The organism is Arthrobacter sp. 35W, assembly GCF_000482545.1.
Lineage (GTDB): Bacteria > Actinomycetota > Actinomycetes > Actinomycetales > Micrococcaceae > Specibacter.
The window spans coordinates 2,516,881-2,531,133 of record NZ_KI519454.1 but is presented as its reverse complement, the minus strand read 5'-3'; the positions used below and the strand labels follow the sequence as shown (position 1 = coordinate 2,531,133).

The window sequence follows — 14,253 nt, the reverse complement described above, 5'->3', positions numbered from 1 at the left end:
GGGCCCTCAGTGGGCCAGCGTGCAGCCGTCGTGCTCGGAGGTGGTGGCCACCCACAGGGCATCGGCCACCTCATCGCTGAGGTCCAGCGTGGTGCCGCCCACCTGGACGATGAGCGCTCCGCCGAAGGGTTTGCGGCCCACCACCTCGACGGCGGCGTCCAATCCCACATGCTGCTCGTCCAGATACCGCAGCAGGTCCGGGTCGTGGTCGCTGATGCGGATGATCCGGCCCTGGTGTCCGGTGTCGAGCTCGCCCATGCGGAAGGCCTCGGGCATGTCCACGTGGCCGTCGGCGTCGGGAATGGGATCGCCGTGCGGATCGCGCTGGGGATTGCCCAGCTTGGCGCTCATCCGCTCGATGAACGTCTCCGAGACGGCGTGCTCGAGAAGTTCGGCCTCGTCGTGGACCTCGTCCCAGCTGTAGCCCAGTTCCTGGACCAGATAGGTTTCCAGCAGGCGGTGCCGGCGCACCATGGACAGCGCCAGTGTGAGCCCCTCGGGGGTGAGCCGGATGGCGCTGTAGGGCTTGTGGTTCACCAGGCCCTGGTCCTTGAGCTTGCGGACCATCTCCGAGACGGAGGAATTGGCAACGCCGAGGCGGGCGGCCAATTGCGAGGACGTGATGGGCTTGTCCTGCCACTCGGTGAAGGAATAGATGACCTTCACATAGTCCTCAACGCTGGATGAGGTGGGGGTCTGTTTCACATACTCCAGCCTACCTCGACGCCCGCACTGGACCTCTGCCCGGCGTCAGGATGATCCGGTGAGGGTCAGGAAGAGCAGCACCGCGTTCAGGGCCACCACGAGGGTGACGCTGGCCAGGGCTCCGATGCGCAGTGGGAGCCCGTCGCGGTGGACGCCCATCAGGGCCTTGTTGGAGGTCAGCCGCAGCAGGGGGATGAGGGCGAAGGGGATGCCGAAGCTGAGCACCACCTGGCTGATGACCAGGGCCCAGGTGGGGTCCACGCCAAAGCTGAGCATGGCCAGCGCCGGGACCAGACTGACCACGCGGCGGGTCAGCAGCGGCAGCTTGACCTTCAGCAGTCCGCCCATGATGGTGGCGCCGGCGTAGCAGCCCACCGAGGTGGAGGCCAGCCCGGAGGCCAGCAGCCCGACGGCGAACACGACGCCGATGACTGGCCCCAAGGTGGCGACGATGGCCGCATGGGCGCCCTCGATGCTGTCCGTCCCCTCGACGCCGCCCAGGGTGGAGGCGGCCAGCAGGAGCATGCCGATGTTGACGACGCCGGCCAGCAGCAGGGCCACCACCACGTCCACGCGGGTGGCCTTGATGGTGGCCAAGAGCTTCGCCGCGGATTCCCGCGCCGTGGTGTGGCGGTCGCGGGCCAGCGCGGAGTGCAGGTAGATGGCGTGCGGCATGACGGTGGCCCCGAGCATGCTGGCCGCCAGCATCACACTGTCCGATCCGTCGAAGCGCGGGAGCAGTCCCGAGACCACTCCGGACGGCGACGGCGGGCTGAGCAGCAGCCCGGCAAGGAATCCGATGGTGATGATGATGAGCAGGAAGATGATCATCGATTCAAAGGTGCGCTGGCCGCGGCGGTTCTGCACCGTCAGCATGGCCATGGACGCCACGCCCACGATCAGGCCGCCGAGGGGGAGCGGGACGTTGAACAGCAGATTCAGTGCGATGGCGCCGCCCACCACCTCTGCCAGATCGGTGGCCATGGCCACCAGCTCGGCCTGGAGCCAGAAGGCGCGGCGCCCGGTGGTGCTGAACCGTTCACCGAGCAGTTCCGGCAGGGACTTGCCTGTCACCACGCCCAGCTTCGCGGACTGGTACTGGATCAGCATGGCCATCACATTGGCTGCCACCAGAACCCAGACCAGCAGGTAGCCGTAGCGTGCGCCCGAGGTCAGATTGGCCGCCACATTCCCCGGATCCACGTACGCAATTGCCGCCACGAAGGCAGGACCCAGCATGAAGAGTGCAGCCGGCACCTGGGGGCGCCGGGCGGCACGGGTGGGAATTTTGGCGTCCAACACGGGGGCAATCTCCTTCGATCTGCCTAAGACAAAGATTTAGGCATACCGAAATCATAGGAGGTGCGGCTGGTCCTGTCGAGTGTTACGGGGCGCAGCCGGGCGGTCAGGCGGCCTTGACGGCGCGCCAGGTGTGGGTGAGATAGGGCAGTGCCAGCTGCTGTTCCGGGGTGTGGCCGAGGTGTTCGTAGAGGTACCAGTCAAGATTCGCCGTGACCTTGGCCCGCGTGGCCTCGTTGGCCTTGAGCCAGTAGCTGCGCGACTTCACGAGCTCCTTGATGTCCTCGCCGGTGAGCTCCTGCGACCAGTGGGTCCCATGGGATTCGACGGCGGTGAACTCGGCCCCGATGGCCGGCCGGAAGCCGGGCTTGTGGACATCGCCGGCGTGCATGATCCGGCTGAGCCGGTGCACCCACGGCACGGCGACGTCCAACTGGTTCCAGATGAGCCCCAGCATGCCGCCGGGGCGCAGGATCCGGGCAATCTCCGTGCTGGCTGCCACCGGGTCGCACCAGTGCCAGGCCTGGGCCACGGTCGCGGCGTCCTGGCTGCCGCTGGGCAGGCCGGTGGCCTCGGCGGTGCCGACGATGGTGTGGACCTCAGGGAATCGGAGCTCCAATTGGGCCAGCATGTCGGCCGAGGGGTCCAGGGCAACCACCCGGCGCCCTGGCAGCATCAGCCGCTCCGTGAACTTGCCGGTGCCCGCACCGATGTCGACGACGTCGAGCACGGGAGAGCGCGACCCTGCCGGTGCCTGGCCAAAGAGCCAGTCGACGGAGTCGGCGGGATAGCCGGGCCGCACCTTGTCGTAGTGCTCCCCGCCGTCCTGGAAGGCCGCAGCCATCTCCCGCCGCCGCCCGTCATCAAAGGCCGGTCCGCCAATGGCTGCCATGAACACTCCTGAAATCGACGGCAATAGTGCCCGTCAACTCTACCCCGGGCTAGTCGTCTTCGGGGTCGATGGTGCAGGGGGCGGCTCCCGCGGTGCCGGGGGTGTTCGGTGCCCAGGCCGGGTACTGCCGGGTGTCATTGGCCGGAACCCACCGGCCCGAATCCACCACATAGTCCCAGCCCAGGCCCGATTCCACCAGGGCCGCGATGCCATCGATGAGCCGCTGGGCGTCCTCGCGGCGCGATCCCACGCCGAAGCTGGCCCGCAGGGAGCCGGAGGGCAGGCCGAGGCGGCGCAGCAGCGGGTGGGCGCAGAACTTGCCGTCCCGCACGCCCACGCCATGCTCGGCCGACAAGTAGGCCGCCACCAGGCCGGCGTCGTAGCCCTGCACGGAGAAGTTGACGACGCCGATGGTGCCGCTGCCGGCGTAGTCGCCGGAATCGCTGAAGAGCTGGTGCACTGTCACAGATTCGATGCCGGAGAGACCCTGTACGAGGTGGTTCCGCAGGCCCTGCTCGTGGTCGTGCCACGCGGATTCATCCAGGCCGGCCAGCACCTCGGTGGCCTTGGCCAGGGTCGCTGCGCCCAGCACATTGGGGGAGCCGCCCTCATGGCGGGCAGGGCCCTCGGCCCAGGTCACGGAGTCCAGACGGGCTTCCTTGACGGCGCCGCCGCCGGCCAGGTGGGGCGTTCCGGCGTCGAGCCAGTCCGCCCTGCCCACGATCACACCCGCGCCGAAGGGGGCGTAGAGCTTGTGGCCGGAGAAGACCACGTAGTCGATGTCGTCTGCGGCGATGTCGATGCGGCGGTGCGGTGCCAGCTGGGCCGCATCCACCACGATGCGGGCGCCGTAGCGGTGCGCCAGGGCGGCAAGCTCGGCCACCGGCAGCACCTCACCGGTGACGTTGGAGGCACCCGTGACGGCCAGCAGCACCACGGACCCGGCGCGCAGCTGGGTCTCGATCCGAGCCAGCGTTGCAGCGAGGGAGCTGGCCGCGACCACACTGCGGTGCGGCAGGCGCTGCCACGGCAGCAGGTTGGCGTGGTGCTCGATGTCCAGGTACAGGACCTCGCCGGTGGGCCGGGAACCGTCGGCTGTGGCCAGCAGGGATTCCACGCAGCCGGCCAGCAGATTCAGCGAATCGGTGGTGTTGCGGGTGAAGATGACGGCGTCGTCGGCCCGGCCGCCCACGAAGCGGCGGACGGTGCCCCGGGCGTTCTCATAGACGGAGGTGCTGACCTGGGAGGCGAAGCCGGCGCCGCGGTGCACGCTGGCGTAGTAGGGGAGCACCTCGGCCAGGTGGTCGGCCACCTCCTGGACGGCGGGGGCCGAGGCGGCGTAGTCCAGGTTGGCGTAGCGGATGGTGCCGCCGGTGATCAGCGGTGCCGCCAAGTCCGCGCCCGTGACGGGCAGCAGCGGAGCCTCGGTGGCATCCGGCGACCCGGGGGAGACGGTGGACGTGGCTTTTTCAAGGGTTGCAGAACTCATGGAAGGACCTCACAGGAGGGACCCCGGCACAGCCGTGGCCCGCGCTTGCCATGACCGCTCCGGCCTGGCCAGGTCGTCACCCGGGGCACCCCGCCGCGGAAGGAGGGTTGCCGGCCAGCAAACCGGGGTTTAGCGCTGGCACTCGTGACCTATGCCAAAATGCTAGCCCGGCGCCCCCGTCCAGCGCATTTGTTACATCGGTTTTCGTCACACTGTGTCGCTCTGCAGACGACGGCGGAGCCTAGAGCAGGTCGTCGAGCCCCGGGTTGAGGCGGTTCAGGACCTCGGCGTGCAGGATGCCGTTGGTGGCCAGTGCGTTGCCGCCGAAGGGGCCGTCCTCGCCTTCCAGCGAGCTGAAGCGCCCGCCGGCCTCCACCACGATCGGGACCAGGGCAGCCATGTCGTAGAGGTTCAGTTCGGGTTCGCAGGCGATGTCCACTGCACCCTCCGCCACCAGGCAGTAGGACCAGAAATCGCCGTAGGCGCGGGTGCGCCAGACATCGTCCGTCAGGGCGATGAACTCGTCGCGGTTGCCGCGTTCCTTCCATCCCGTCAGCGAGGAGTACGAGAGCGAGGCATCGGAGAGCCTGGCCACGTTGGAGACGTGCAGCCGGCTGGCAGCGGCCAACGACTTGCCGGTGTAGGCGCCGGTGCCCTTGGCGGCCCACCAGCGCTTGCCCAGGGCCGGGGCGCTGACCAGACCCACCACGGGCTGGCCCTCGTCCACCAGCGCGATGAGCGTGGCCCAGACGGGCACTCCGCGGACAAAGTTCTTGGTGCCGTCGATGGGGTCGATGATCCAGCGCCGGGAGCCGTGTCCGGAACTGCCGAATTCCTCGCCCAGCACGGCGTCGCGCGGGCGGACCCGGGAGAGCTGGCTGCGGATGGATTCCTCGGCAGCCTTGTCGGCATCCGTGACGGGGGTCAGATCCGGCTTGGTCTCGACAGCCAGGTCCAGGGCCTTGAAGCGTGCCATGGTCAAAGAATCAACGGCGTCCGCCAATACATGGGCCAGGCGGAGATCGTCGTTGTAGCCTTGGGGTTCATGGGTCATGGGATCACGCTATCGCTAGTTGGAGCAGTGGTCGGGGATGCGGGCACGCTAGAGGATGGTGCCGAGTTCCTTGGCTTCGGCCCGGCCCTCGGTGCGGGTGGAGCTGCCCAGCAGGCGGCGCAGCGAGGCCAGACGCGCCGGACCGGGCTCGCCGGCGTGGCCCTCGGCCACCCACGGGTCCAGTCCGCACTTGACGGCGTCGTCGTTGTGCTTGCAGCCGCGTTCGCAGGCATCGGTGCCCGGCTCCAGGTCCGGGAAGGCGGCCAGGATCCGGTCCGGATCCACGTGGGCGAGCCCGAAGGAGCGGATGCCGGGGGTGTCGATGATCCAGCTGCCCGGCTGGGCATCGCTGAGCCGCAGGGCCAGCGCCGAGGAAGAGGTGTGCCGGCCGCGGCCGGTGACGGCGTTGACGCCGCCGGTGGCGCGCTGGGATCCGGTCAGGGCGTTGACCATCGTGGACTTCCCCACGCCGGAGTGGCCCACCATCACGGAGACCTTCCCGTCCAGGTGGTCCTTGAGCGCTTCGACGGCGCCGCCGGCCAGCAGGGCCGAATCGCCGTCGTCGCTGCGGGCATCGATGCCGGAGGCGGTGTCCGACGCCGTGCGGCTCACCACCACCGTCATGTCCAGGTATTCGTAGTTTGCGAGCAGCTCGGCGGGGTCCTTGACGTCCGCCTTGGTGATCAGCAACAGCGGGGCGATGCCCGAATCGTAGGCTGCCACCAGGGCGCGGTCGATGAAGCCGGTGCGGGGCTCCGGGTTGGCGGCCGCCACCACGATGACCAGCTGGTCCGCGTTCGCCACCACCACGCGCTCCACAGGATCGGTGTCATCGGCGCTGCGGCGCAGCAGGGTGCGGCGCTCCTCCACCCGGACCAGCCGGGCCAGGGTGTCGGGGGCTCCCGAGACATCGCCCACCAGGCCCACGAAGTCGCCGGCCACCACGGGGTTGCGGCGCAGTTCGCGGGCACGGGCGGCAATCAGGATGCGCTCGGTGGGCAGATCCTCATCCACAACTGCCGTGTAGCGGCCGCGGTCCACGGTGATGATCCGCCCGATGACGGCGTCATCGTGGCTGGGGCGGTCCTTGGTGCGGGGCCGGCTGCCCTTCTTGTTGGCCCGGACCCGGACGTCGGATTCGTCCCAGTTGCTGAAATCACGGGCCACGCTAGAGTGCTCCAGCATCGCTGGAAAGACCAGCGGAGGAAGCCGTGCCGGCCAGCATGTCCGCCCAGAGCTGCGGGAACTGGGGCATGGTCTTGGACGTGGTGCTGATGTCCTCCACCTCGACGCCGGGGACGGCCAGGCCGATGATGGCCCCGGCCGTGGCCATGCGGTGGTCCTCGTAGCTGTGGAACAACCCGCCGTGCAGTGGCGCGGGGTTGATGATCAGGCCGTCGGCCGTCTCCTCGGCGCTGCCGCCGAGCCGGTTGATCTCCGCCACCAGCGCGGCAAGCCGGTCGGTTTCATGTCCGCGCAGATGGGCGATGCCGCTCAGCCGGGACGGGCCGGTGGCCAGCGCGCACAGGGCAGCGACGGAGGGAGCCAGCTCGCTGGTGTCGGCCAGCTCGACGCCGTTGATGGTGGCGGGGCCGGTGACGGTCAGCATGCCGTCCGCCAGCTCGACGGTGGCGCCGAACCGCACCAGGATGTCGCGCCATTTGTCGCCCACCTGGGTGGTGCCCGCGGGCCAGTGCGGGATGCGGACGGTGCCGCCTGTGGCCAGGGCGGCGGCCAGGAACGGGCCGGCGTTGGAGAGGTCCTGCTCGATGGCCACGTCGAAGGCGGCGATCGGTCCGGGGGAGACGATCCAGTGGTTGGGCACCGAATCATCGACGGCCACGCCCAGGCTGCGCAGGATTTCCACCGTCATGCTGATGTGGTCCAGCGAGGGTACGGGCTTGCCGACGTGCTCCAAGTGGAGCCCCTCGGTGAAACGGGCGCCGGCCAGCAGCAGGGCGGAGACGAACTGGGAGGAGCCACTGGCATCGATCACCAGGTGGCCGCCGCGGACCTCGCCCGTGCCGTGGAGGGTGAACGGCAGGGCGCGGGCGCCGGCGTCGTCGATCCGGACACCCAGGCCCAGCAGGGCCTCGATGACCGGGCCCATCGGGCGCTTGCGGGCATGGGGGTCGCCGTCGAAGGACACATCTCCTGCGGCCAGGGCGGCCACCGGGGGCACAAAGCGCATGACGGTGCCGGCCAGGCCGCAGTCGACCGCCGTGCCGGCGGGAAGCTGGACGCCGGCGGGCATCGGCGTCACCAGCAGGTCCGGGCCGAAGTCGCCCTCGCCGTCGACCTCTTCGATGCCGGCACCCAGGGCACGCAATGCATCGATCATCAGTGCGGAGTCGCGCGAGTGCAGGGGCGCACGCAGCCGGCAGGGACCGTCGGCCATCGCGGCCAGGACGAGGTAGCGGTTGGTGAGCGACTTGGACGCGGGCACCGTCAGAGTTGCGTCGATCGGGGCCGCTGCCACGGGGGCGGGCCAGGGCATCATCGCGGGGGAAAGCGTCGTCATGTTCTCTATGCACCCGCCACGTTGTGGGCCAGCTCGCGGACCTTCTTGTCGGTGGCCTTGAGCTGGCGCGCGGTGGCCTTCTTGCCGGCGGCGGCCAGGTGCTCGGCGCGCCAGGCCAGGCCGGGGCGGCCGGAGGTGTCCACGGCGGCCAGCATGGCGCCTCCGGTGAGGGCGATGTTCTTCAACAGCGCACTGCGGCGGTGGGCCTTGCCGTCCTTCGTTTCGGTGTCCGCATTGCCAAACTCCACCACGGCATTCAGCGCCGAGGCGACGGTCAGGATCGTGCCGGCGAGGCGCGTCAGCTTGCCCGTTGCCAGCAGGATGCCCGCGCCCACCTGGGCGCCGCCGAGAACCTTGGCCAGTGTCTTCTCATCAACGTCCAGCGGCAGGGCCGCAGCGGCCTTGCCCAGGCCCGGGGACAGCTGGGTGGCCGTGGCCTCGGCATGGAGGAACCGGTCCAGACCGGAAATAATGAACGTTGAGGCGAGCATGGGACGAGCCAATACGCGGACTATGGACAACGGGGCCTCCTTGAAGTGCACACGGCAGATGCGACGGAACCACCCGTGGTGCGTCCACGGCGGTCCCGGTCTCCTCTAAGTCTCGCACTTTGGCCGCCGCTTTGCGGAATAACAGGGGTGCGGCCGCCGTTGACAAAAGCTAGACGACAACGGCGAAAGGCAGCAATGGGAACTCTGGTGGCGGAGCGTACTGCTCCGGCTCGTGCATTGGCCGGTACCGGGCGGGGCCGCGGACTGACAGTAGACTGGGCGCTAATGAACACCAGCGAGAATGCCCAGACAGAGGAGCCCGCGCCGCAGGCCGATGCCGAGGTGGATGTTGCCACGGAATCGCTCGAGGACCGGCGTGTCCGCTTTGAACGCGACGCCATGGTCTACGTCGACCAGCTCTACTCGGCGGCAATGCGGATGGCACGCAACCCCAGCGACGCCGAGGACCTGGTGCAGGAGGCCTACACCAAGGCGTTTTCGGCGTTCCACCAGTACAAGCCGGGGACCAACCTCAAGGCCTGGCTGTACCGGATCCTGACGAACACCTACATCAACCTGTACCGCAAGCGCCAGCGTGAACCCCAGCAGTCCAATGCGGACCAGGTGGAGGATTGGCAGCTGGCCAGGGCCGAGTCGCACACCTCCTCCGGGCTGCGGTCCGCCGAGGCGGAGGCGTTGGACCATCTGCCTGACTCGGATGTGAAGAGTGCGCTGCAGTCCATTCCGGAGGAGTTCCGGCTGGCTGTCTACTTCGCCGACGTCGAAGGCTTTGCGTACAAGGAAATATCGGACATTATGAACACCCCCATCGGCACGGTGATGTCGCGGCTGCACCGCGGACGCAAGATGCTGCGCGATCTTTTGGCGGACTACGCCATCGAACGCGGCATCCTCAAACCGACCGCCGAGGGAAGCATCGAAACGGAGAAAGCACCATGAGCGACTGCCAGAGCCTGGGAGATTGCGACGACGCGCGGGTGACGCGCATCTACGAATACCTTGACGGGGCCCTGTCGCGCGACGATCTGGCCGAGATCAAGGGCCACCTGGACACCTGCACCGACTGCAGCACCGAATACGACCTGGAGTGCGTGATCCGTTCCGTGGTCAAGCGCTCCTGTGCAGAGGCCGCACCGGCGAACCTGAAGGCGGCCATCCTGGACCGCTTGCACAATGGACGTCCGGCCGAGGTCTAGCCCGACCCCGGCCCTGCCACTGCAGACAAGAAACCCCCTGCACCGGGCCGGTGAGGGGGTTTCTTTGGCTTTAAGTTCAAGACTTAAGCGTTGGGGCGCTTACCGTGGTTAGCGCCGCCACGCTTCCGGTCACGACGCTTGCGTGCTCGCTTGGACATAGCTGCCTCCAATCTTTAGTTCGATCTGAAAAGATCCGCCCCCTAGTCTCCCACACGCCGGACCGGCTCGCCTAACCGGCGCGTCCCTTCGCTAGGATCGCAATACCACTGCCGACGAAGGAGCCGCCCGTGCGTGCCGTCTATGCTACGTCCACTTCTGCCACCGATCCCCTGTCCGCCCTGACCGTAGGGGAGCTCGACGACGGGCCGGGGCCGGCCGGCTGGGTGAAGGTCACGCTGCGGGCCTCGTCACTGAACCACCACGACCTCTTCTCCCTCAAGGGCGTGGGCCTGCCCGCCGAGCGGCTGCCGATGATCCTTGGCTGCGACGGTGCCGGCGTGGACGAGGCAGGGAACGAGGTGGTGGTCCATGCGGTGGTGGCCAGCCCCGGGTGGCGGGGTGACGAAACCCTGGATCCGCGGCGCACGCTGCTCTCCGAACTCCACCCCGGCACCATGGCGGACCATGTCTGGGTGCCTGCCGCGAACCTGGTGCCCAAACCCGCAGAGCTCAGCTGGGAGGAGGCCGCCTGCCTGCCCACGGCCTGGCTGACGGCCTACAAGATGCTCTTCTACGTCTCCGGCGCCGCGCCGGGCGCCACGATCCTCATCCAGGGCGCCGGCGGCGGGGTGTCGACGGCGCTCGTCGCCATGGCGGCGCGGGCCGGGTACCGGGTGTGGGTGATAGGCCGGACCGAGGCCAAGCGCGGCGCCGCCGTCGCCCTGGGCGCCCACGCGGCCTTTGAGTCCGGGGCCAGGCTGCCGGAGAAGGTGGACGTGGTGTTCGATTCCGTCGGCGATGCCACTTGGGCCCATTCGCTGCGGAGCCTGAAGCCCGGCGGAGCCGTGGTGACCTGCGGGGCCACCACGGGGTTCAATCCTCCCGCCGAACTGAACCGGGTGTTCTTCACCCAGTTGAGGGTGCTCGGATCCACCATGGGCAGCCGCGACCAGCTCGCCGGGCTGCTGCAGTTCCTCGCCGCCACGGGGGTCCGGCCGCGGATCGACAGCGTGCTGCCGCTAGAACGGGCCCGCGAGGGCTTCGCAAGGCTGCTTGCCGGGGAGGCCACGGGGAAGATCGTCTTCACCCACTAGATTTCCCGCGCGGGCGGAACGCTGCTACTTGAGGGTGTTCCTGACGGCGATCCGGGCCTGGTCCAGCACCGTGCGCACGGTTTCCAGGGTGACCTCGTCGATGGGCCGGGAGGCACTGTGCCGGCGCAGCTCCACCCGCATATCGTCGCGGAAGGCCTGGAGCATCATTTCGGCCTCCTTGAGCAGGCGCGGTCCGGTGCCCGGCGTGGCTGGCGAGGTCCGCCGTCGCGCGCCCGTCTTGGCGGCCTCGGCGCTGGCGGCCAGGTCCGCGCGGAGGCCGCGCATGCCCTCGCGCAGATCGGCCCGCAGCTCATCGGCCAGCCGGCGCACGGAGGCGGAGATGTCCGCCTCCACGCCCGCCAGCTCCTCGCGGCGGTCCTCAATCTCCGCCAGGCCGGCCGCGGTGATGTTGTAGATGGTCCGCCGCCCATCCGAGGACGTGGCAACCAACCCCTCCTCCTCCAGCTTCGCCAGCCGCGGGTAGACGGTGCCGGCGCTGGGGGAATAGGTGCCGCCAAAGCGCTCACCGAGGGCCTTGATGACCTCGTAGCCGTGTTTCGGGCCCTCCTCCAGCAGTGCCAGCAGGTACAGGCGCAGGGCGCCGTGGGCAAAGACGGGAGGCATCAGTGGTCCTTTTCGAGGTCCAGCGGTCCGCCCGCGCCCACGCCGCCGTCGTCCTCGGCACTGTGCACGATCGCCACATTGCCCGAGACGGAGCTGGTGCGCACGGTGACCCGCGGGCTGCCGGGCCCCGAGGAGGTGCGGATGTTCTGGGCCACGCCGGCGTAGCGGTCGTCGTCCAGCAGGATCGAGCCCGAGGTGGACTTGGCCCCCAGATCGACGCCGACGCCGTACGGCAGTCGGATGGTGATGTCGCCGGAGACGGACTTGGACGCGAAGTCCTCCGGGGCGCCGAGGACATCGAAGCTGAGGTTGCCCGAAACGGTGTTGGCCCGGATGCTGCTCAGTTCGCCCGAGGCGGTGATCTCCCCGGAGATGCTCTTGGCCACCAGCGGGCCGGTGTGCTGCCGGACGATGATCTCTCCGCTGACGGTCTCGGTGGTCAGGATCCCGGTGGTGGCATCGGCCAGCAGTGAGCCCGAGACGGTCTTCAGGTCCGTGCGGGGGCCGGTGCCGCTGACCATGCCGTCGCCGCTGACGGTTGCGGTGGTGACGGGGATGCCCACCGGAATGGCAATGCTCACCACGGCGCGGGCGCTGGAGTTGATGTTGACGATCTTCATCAGCCAATTGCCCGAGTCGAGATGTTCAATTTTGAGGGTGCCGTCGACCAGGCTGACGTTCAGCGGCGCGGCGGAGACCTCGCTGACCTCCACGGTGGTGCCGGGCCCGTCATGGGTGATGACGTCCACCCGGCCGCGCACAATGACGGTGCGCAATTCCCTCACGCCATCGATCTGCAGGGTCTGCGGTTCGGTGATGGTCCAGTTGTCCATGGCTGTGATTCCTCCAAAGTTGCGATATATCGCGTTGACGATTACACGATATATCGCGTTTGTGTCCACCGCAATCCCCTCCGCGAACAAACACTTGGGGACAGTTCCACGGCCCAACACTGTCCCCAAGTGCTTGTTCGCGGGGTGGAGTGAAGGTGGGGTTGTGGATAACCCGTTGGAGGGTCCGTGGCAGCGTGAAAATCGACTATGCGACGCAAAGACCTTCCGCCGGAATTGGCCGGCAGATCCTTCGCCCTCTCCTCCGCCGACGACGCCGGTGTGGCCCGGAGCCGGACGAAGGCCAGCGATTTGATCACCGTGTCGCGGGGGATTCGGATTCCGCGCGACGCCGACGCCGCTGGACCGGCCGCGCTGCGGGCCTACACGGAGATTGACGAGTCCAGTGTGCTGACGCACATTGCCGCGGCCCACGTGTGGGGGATGCCGCTGCCGGCGGTCCACGCCGGCGACTGGCGTGTTCACATAGCCCGGCCCCGCGGGCGGGCGAAGCCGCGGCGGGCCAATGTGGTGGGCCACCAGCTGACGCTGCTGCCCGGGGAAGTGGTGGAGGTCGACGGCGTCCGCACCACCTCGCCCGCGCGCACCTGGCTGGACCTGGCCCGGCTGGCCGGCTTCGGGCGGCTGGAGGAACTGGTGGCGGCCGGCGACAGCGTGGTGTGCGCCCATGGGCCGGACTTCCCCCAGCCGCGCGAGGCGCTGTGCAGCATTGACGATCTGCGCCGGATGGTCGCGGCGCACGCCGGAATGCGTGGCGTGCGGATGGCCCGGGAGGCAGTGGAACGGGTCCGGGTGGGCGCGGATTCCGCTCCGGAGACCTTTCTGCGGCTCGCACTGGTGGATGCCGGCCTGCCGGAGCCGGAACTGAACGTCATCCTGCGTTCGCCTCTGGGAAAGCCAGTGGTGTGGCCGGACGCGGCCTATCCGCAATGGCGCATCAGCCTGCAGTACGACGGGGAGCACCACGGCGGCAGCGACCAGCACCGCAGCGACATGCGGAGGGCCGACAGCACGGAGGCGGCCGGCTGGCTGGAGGTCCGGGTTGGGTGGGAGGACCTCACCGGCGGGCGCACCGCCGTCGTTCGCAAGGTCCGTACGGCACTGCTCAGCCGCGGCTGGTCCCCTGGCCCAACGCGAACAAGCACGTGGGGATAGTGTTTGCGCGAAACACTATCCCCACGTGCTTGTTCGGCGGAGGGGAGGAGGAGTGGTTAGACGGCCTCGGGGATGTTGAGCCACTGGTACCAGCCGCGGTGCAGGACAAGCCAGGCCATGAGGCCGTAGCCGGCCTGTCCAGGGGAGCCGGAGTTGGTGGCCAGGTCCGTGCGCCACTGCTCGTGGTTCTGCAGCGGCGAGAAGGTGTCAACATAGTGGTGCTTGCGCCGGGTGGTGACGTCGGCGAAGGCCGTGTTCAGCTCGGCCAGCTTCCGGTTCAACGCTGGATCAAGGCTGGGCGGCGGGCCGACAACAAACACCGGAATGTTCAGCTGCGTGGCGCCGTCGAGGATGTTGGCCAGATTCAACCGGCTGCGGGCCGTGGACAGGCCGAAGGCGATGTCCCGTCCGGACAGTCCGATGACGAGGCGGTTCTCATGGAAATCGTCAAAGCGGCGCCCAGCCTCCTGCAGCCACCGTGCGGCCAGCGCCTCGGTGCCTTCCTGCGGGTTGGCCAGTGTGTACGCCTCCACGGAGATGTTCTCCTGCGGCGTCCGGGCCAGGGCGCGCCCCAGCCAGCCTAGTGCGCGGGGATCCCCCACACCGGCCACCAGCTCGTCCCCCACCGCAGCAATGCGGACTTTGCGCTGCTCCACAATCACCCTTTCAACGTCGTAGCCAAAGTATTGCCCCCTGAGTCTT

Annotated in this window: 16 protein-coding genes and 1 riboswitch; of the genes, 4 read left to right on the top strand and 12 right to left on the bottom strand. The window is 68.6% G+C overall.

Annotated elements, in window-relative coordinates:
- Nucleotides 1-6: 6 nt before the first annotated feature.
- The 8 genes from K254_RS0111320 to K254_RS0111285 form a co-directional block, all read right to left on the bottom strand.
- Nucleotides 7-705: a metal-dependent transcriptional regulator gene (locus K254_RS0111320; protein WP_026555462.1), complete on the bottom strand. Its 699-nt coding sequence runs from the start codon at nucleotides 703-705 to the stop codon at nucleotides 7-9.
- Between the two features lie 45 nt (nucleotides 706-750).
- A complete protein-coding gene (locus K254_RS0111315; protein WP_051389069.1) occupies nucleotides 751-2,007 on the bottom strand; it encodes an Nramp family divalent metal transporter in 1,257 nt (418 codons plus the stop codon).
- A gap of 103 nt (nucleotides 2,008-2,110) precedes the next feature.
- Nucleotides 2,111-2,896, bottom strand: coding sequence for a class I SAM-dependent methyltransferase (locus K254_RS0111310; protein WP_035749227.1), 786 nt, complete (start codon nucleotides 2,894-2,896; stop codon nucleotides 2,111-2,113).
- 49 nt (nucleotides 2,897-2,945) lie between these two features.
- Nucleotides 2,946-4,385, bottom strand: coding sequence for an aminotransferase class V-fold PLP-dependent enzyme (locus K254_RS0111305; RefSeq protein ID WP_026555459.1), 1,440 nt, complete (start codon nucleotides 4,383-4,385; stop codon nucleotides 2,946-2,948).
- 36 nt (nucleotides 4,386-4,421) lie between these two features.
- Nucleotides 4,422-4,535: riboswitch (SAM riboswitch) on the bottom strand.
- Between the two features lie 91 nt (nucleotides 4,536-4,626).
- Nucleotides 4,627-5,439 (bottom strand): histidinol-phosphatase, encoded by an 813-nt coding sequence (gene hisN / locus K254_RS0111300; protein WP_026555458.1) that lies wholly within the window; start codon nucleotides 5,437-5,439, stop codon nucleotides 4,627-4,629.
- A gap of 48 nt (nucleotides 5,440-5,487) precedes the next feature.
- On the bottom strand, nucleotides 5,488-6,606 hold the full coding sequence (gene rsgA / locus K254_RS0111295) for a ribosome small subunit-dependent GTPase A (protein ID WP_026555457.1): 1,119 nt from the start codon (nucleotides 6,604-6,606) through the stop codon (nucleotides 5,488-5,490).
- Between the two features lies 1 nt (nucleotide 6,607).
- Nucleotides 6,608-7,960, bottom strand: coding sequence for a 3-phosphoshikimate 1-carboxyvinyltransferase (aroA, locus tag K254_RS0111290; RefSeq protein ID WP_026555456.1), 1,353 nt, complete (start codon nucleotides 7,958-7,960; stop codon nucleotides 6,608-6,610).
- 5 nt (nucleotides 7,961-7,965) lie between these two features.
- A complete protein-coding gene (locus tag K254_RS0111285) occupies nucleotides 7,966-8,481 on the bottom strand; it encodes a DoxX family protein (protein WP_026555455.1) in 516 nt (171 codons plus the stop codon).
- A gap of 165 nt (nucleotides 8,482-8,646) precedes the next feature.
- Between K254_RS0111285 and K254_RS22900 the strand changes: the two genes are divergently transcribed.
- Together K254_RS22900 and rsrA are read left to right on the top strand one after the other, a co-directional pair.
- Nucleotides 8,647-9,411: a sigma-70 family RNA polymerase sigma factor gene (locus K254_RS22900; RefSeq protein ID WP_155848509.1), complete on the top strand. Its 765-nt coding sequence runs from the start codon at nucleotides 8,647-8,649 to the stop codon at nucleotides 9,409-9,411.
- On the top strand, nucleotides 9,408-9,668 hold the full coding sequence (rsrA, locus tag K254_RS0111275; RefSeq protein ID WP_026555454.1) for a mycothiol system anti-sigma-R factor: 261 nt from the start codon (nucleotides 9,408-9,410) through the stop codon (nucleotides 9,666-9,668). Before K254_RS22900 ends, rsrA begins: the two co-directional genes overlap by 4 nt.
- Before the next feature lie 83 nt (nucleotides 9,669-9,751).
- Here the strand turns inward: rsrA and K254_RS26465 are convergent, their stop codons facing one another.
- The gene (locus tag K254_RS26465) at nucleotides 9,752-9,826 is read right to left on the bottom strand and encodes a 50S ribosomal protein bL37 (protein ID WP_104061284.1); all 75 of its coding nucleotides are present in this window, start codon (nucleotides 9,824-9,826) and stop codon (nucleotides 9,752-9,754) included.
- Nucleotides 9,827-9,955: 129 nt separating this feature from the next.
- On the opposite strand from K254_RS26465, the gene K254_RS0111270 reads away from it, so the two are divergent.
- Nucleotides 9,956-10,921 (top strand): zinc-binding dehydrogenase, encoded by a 966-nt coding sequence (locus K254_RS0111270; protein WP_026555453.1) that lies wholly within the window; start codon nucleotides 9,956-9,958, stop codon nucleotides 10,919-10,921.
- Nucleotides 10,922-10,945: 24 nt separating this feature from the next.
- On the opposite strand, the gene K254_RS0111265 is transcribed toward K254_RS0111270, so the two are convergent.
- Together K254_RS0111265 and K254_RS22895 are read right to left on the bottom strand one after the other, a co-directional pair.
- Nucleotides 10,946-11,545: a PadR family transcriptional regulator gene (locus K254_RS0111265; protein WP_026555452.1), complete on the bottom strand. Its 600-nt coding sequence runs from the start codon at nucleotides 11,543-11,545 to the stop codon at nucleotides 10,946-10,948.
- Nucleotides 11,545-12,378 (bottom strand): DUF4097 family beta strand repeat-containing protein, encoded by an 834-nt coding sequence (locus K254_RS22895; protein ID WP_051389068.1) that lies wholly within the window; start codon nucleotides 12,376-12,378, stop codon nucleotides 11,545-11,547. The genes K254_RS0111265 and K254_RS22895 overlap by 1 nt, the downstream gene beginning before the upstream one ends.
- 207 nt (nucleotides 12,379-12,585) lie before the next feature.
- Between K254_RS22895 and K254_RS0111255 the strand changes: the two genes are divergently transcribed.
- Entirely contained in the window at nucleotides 12,586-13,551 is a 966-nt protein-coding gene (locus K254_RS0111255; RefSeq protein ID WP_026555451.1) for a hypothetical protein, read from the top strand.
- 56 nt (nucleotides 13,552-13,607) lie between these two features.
- On the opposite strand, the gene K254_RS0111250 is transcribed toward K254_RS0111255, so the two are convergent.
- The gene (locus K254_RS0111250; protein ID WP_026555450.1) at nucleotides 13,608-14,207 is read right to left on the bottom strand and encodes a GDSL-type esterase/lipase family protein; all 600 of its coding nucleotides are present in this window, start codon (nucleotides 14,205-14,207) and stop codon (nucleotides 13,608-13,610) included.
- Nucleotides 14,208-14,253: the final 46 nt, after the last annotated feature.

Excerpts from the sequence above, each read along its gene's own strand:
- K254_RS0111310 (WP_035749227.1), bottom strand. The coding sequence starts at position 2,896 with ATGGCAGCCATTGGCGGACCGGCCTTTGATGACGGGCGGCGGCGGGAG.
- K254_RS0111305 (WP_026555459.1), bottom strand. The coding sequence starts at position 4,385 with ATGAGTTCTGCAACCCTTGAAAAAGCCACGTCCACCGTCTCCCCCGGG.
- hisN (WP_026555458.1), bottom strand. The coding sequence starts at position 5,439 with ATGACCCATGAACCCCAAGGCTACAACGACGATCTCCGCCTGGCCCAT.
- aroA (WP_026555456.1), bottom strand. The coding sequence starts at position 7,960 with ATGACGACGCTTTCCCCCGCGATGATGCCCTGGCCCGCCCCCGTGGCA.
- K254_RS22900 (WP_155848509.1), top strand. The coding sequence starts at position 8,647 with ATGGGAACTCTGGTGGCGGAGCGTACTGCTCCGGCTCGTGCATTGGCC.
- rsrA (WP_026555454.1), top strand. The coding sequence starts at position 9,408 with ATGAGCGACTGCCAGAGCCTGGGAGATTGCGACGACGCGCGGGTGACG.
- K254_RS0111265 (WP_026555452.1), bottom strand. The coding sequence starts at position 11,545 with ATGCCTCCCGTCTTTGCCCACGGCGCCCTGCGCCTGTACCTGCTGGCA.
- K254_RS22895 (WP_051389068.1), bottom strand. The coding sequence starts at position 12,378 with ATGGACAACTGGACCATCACCGAACCGCAGACCCTGCAGATCGATGGC.
- K254_RS0111255 (WP_026555451.1), top strand. The coding sequence starts at position 12,586 with ATGCGACGCAAAGACCTTCCGCCGGAATTGGCCGGCAGATCCTTCGCC.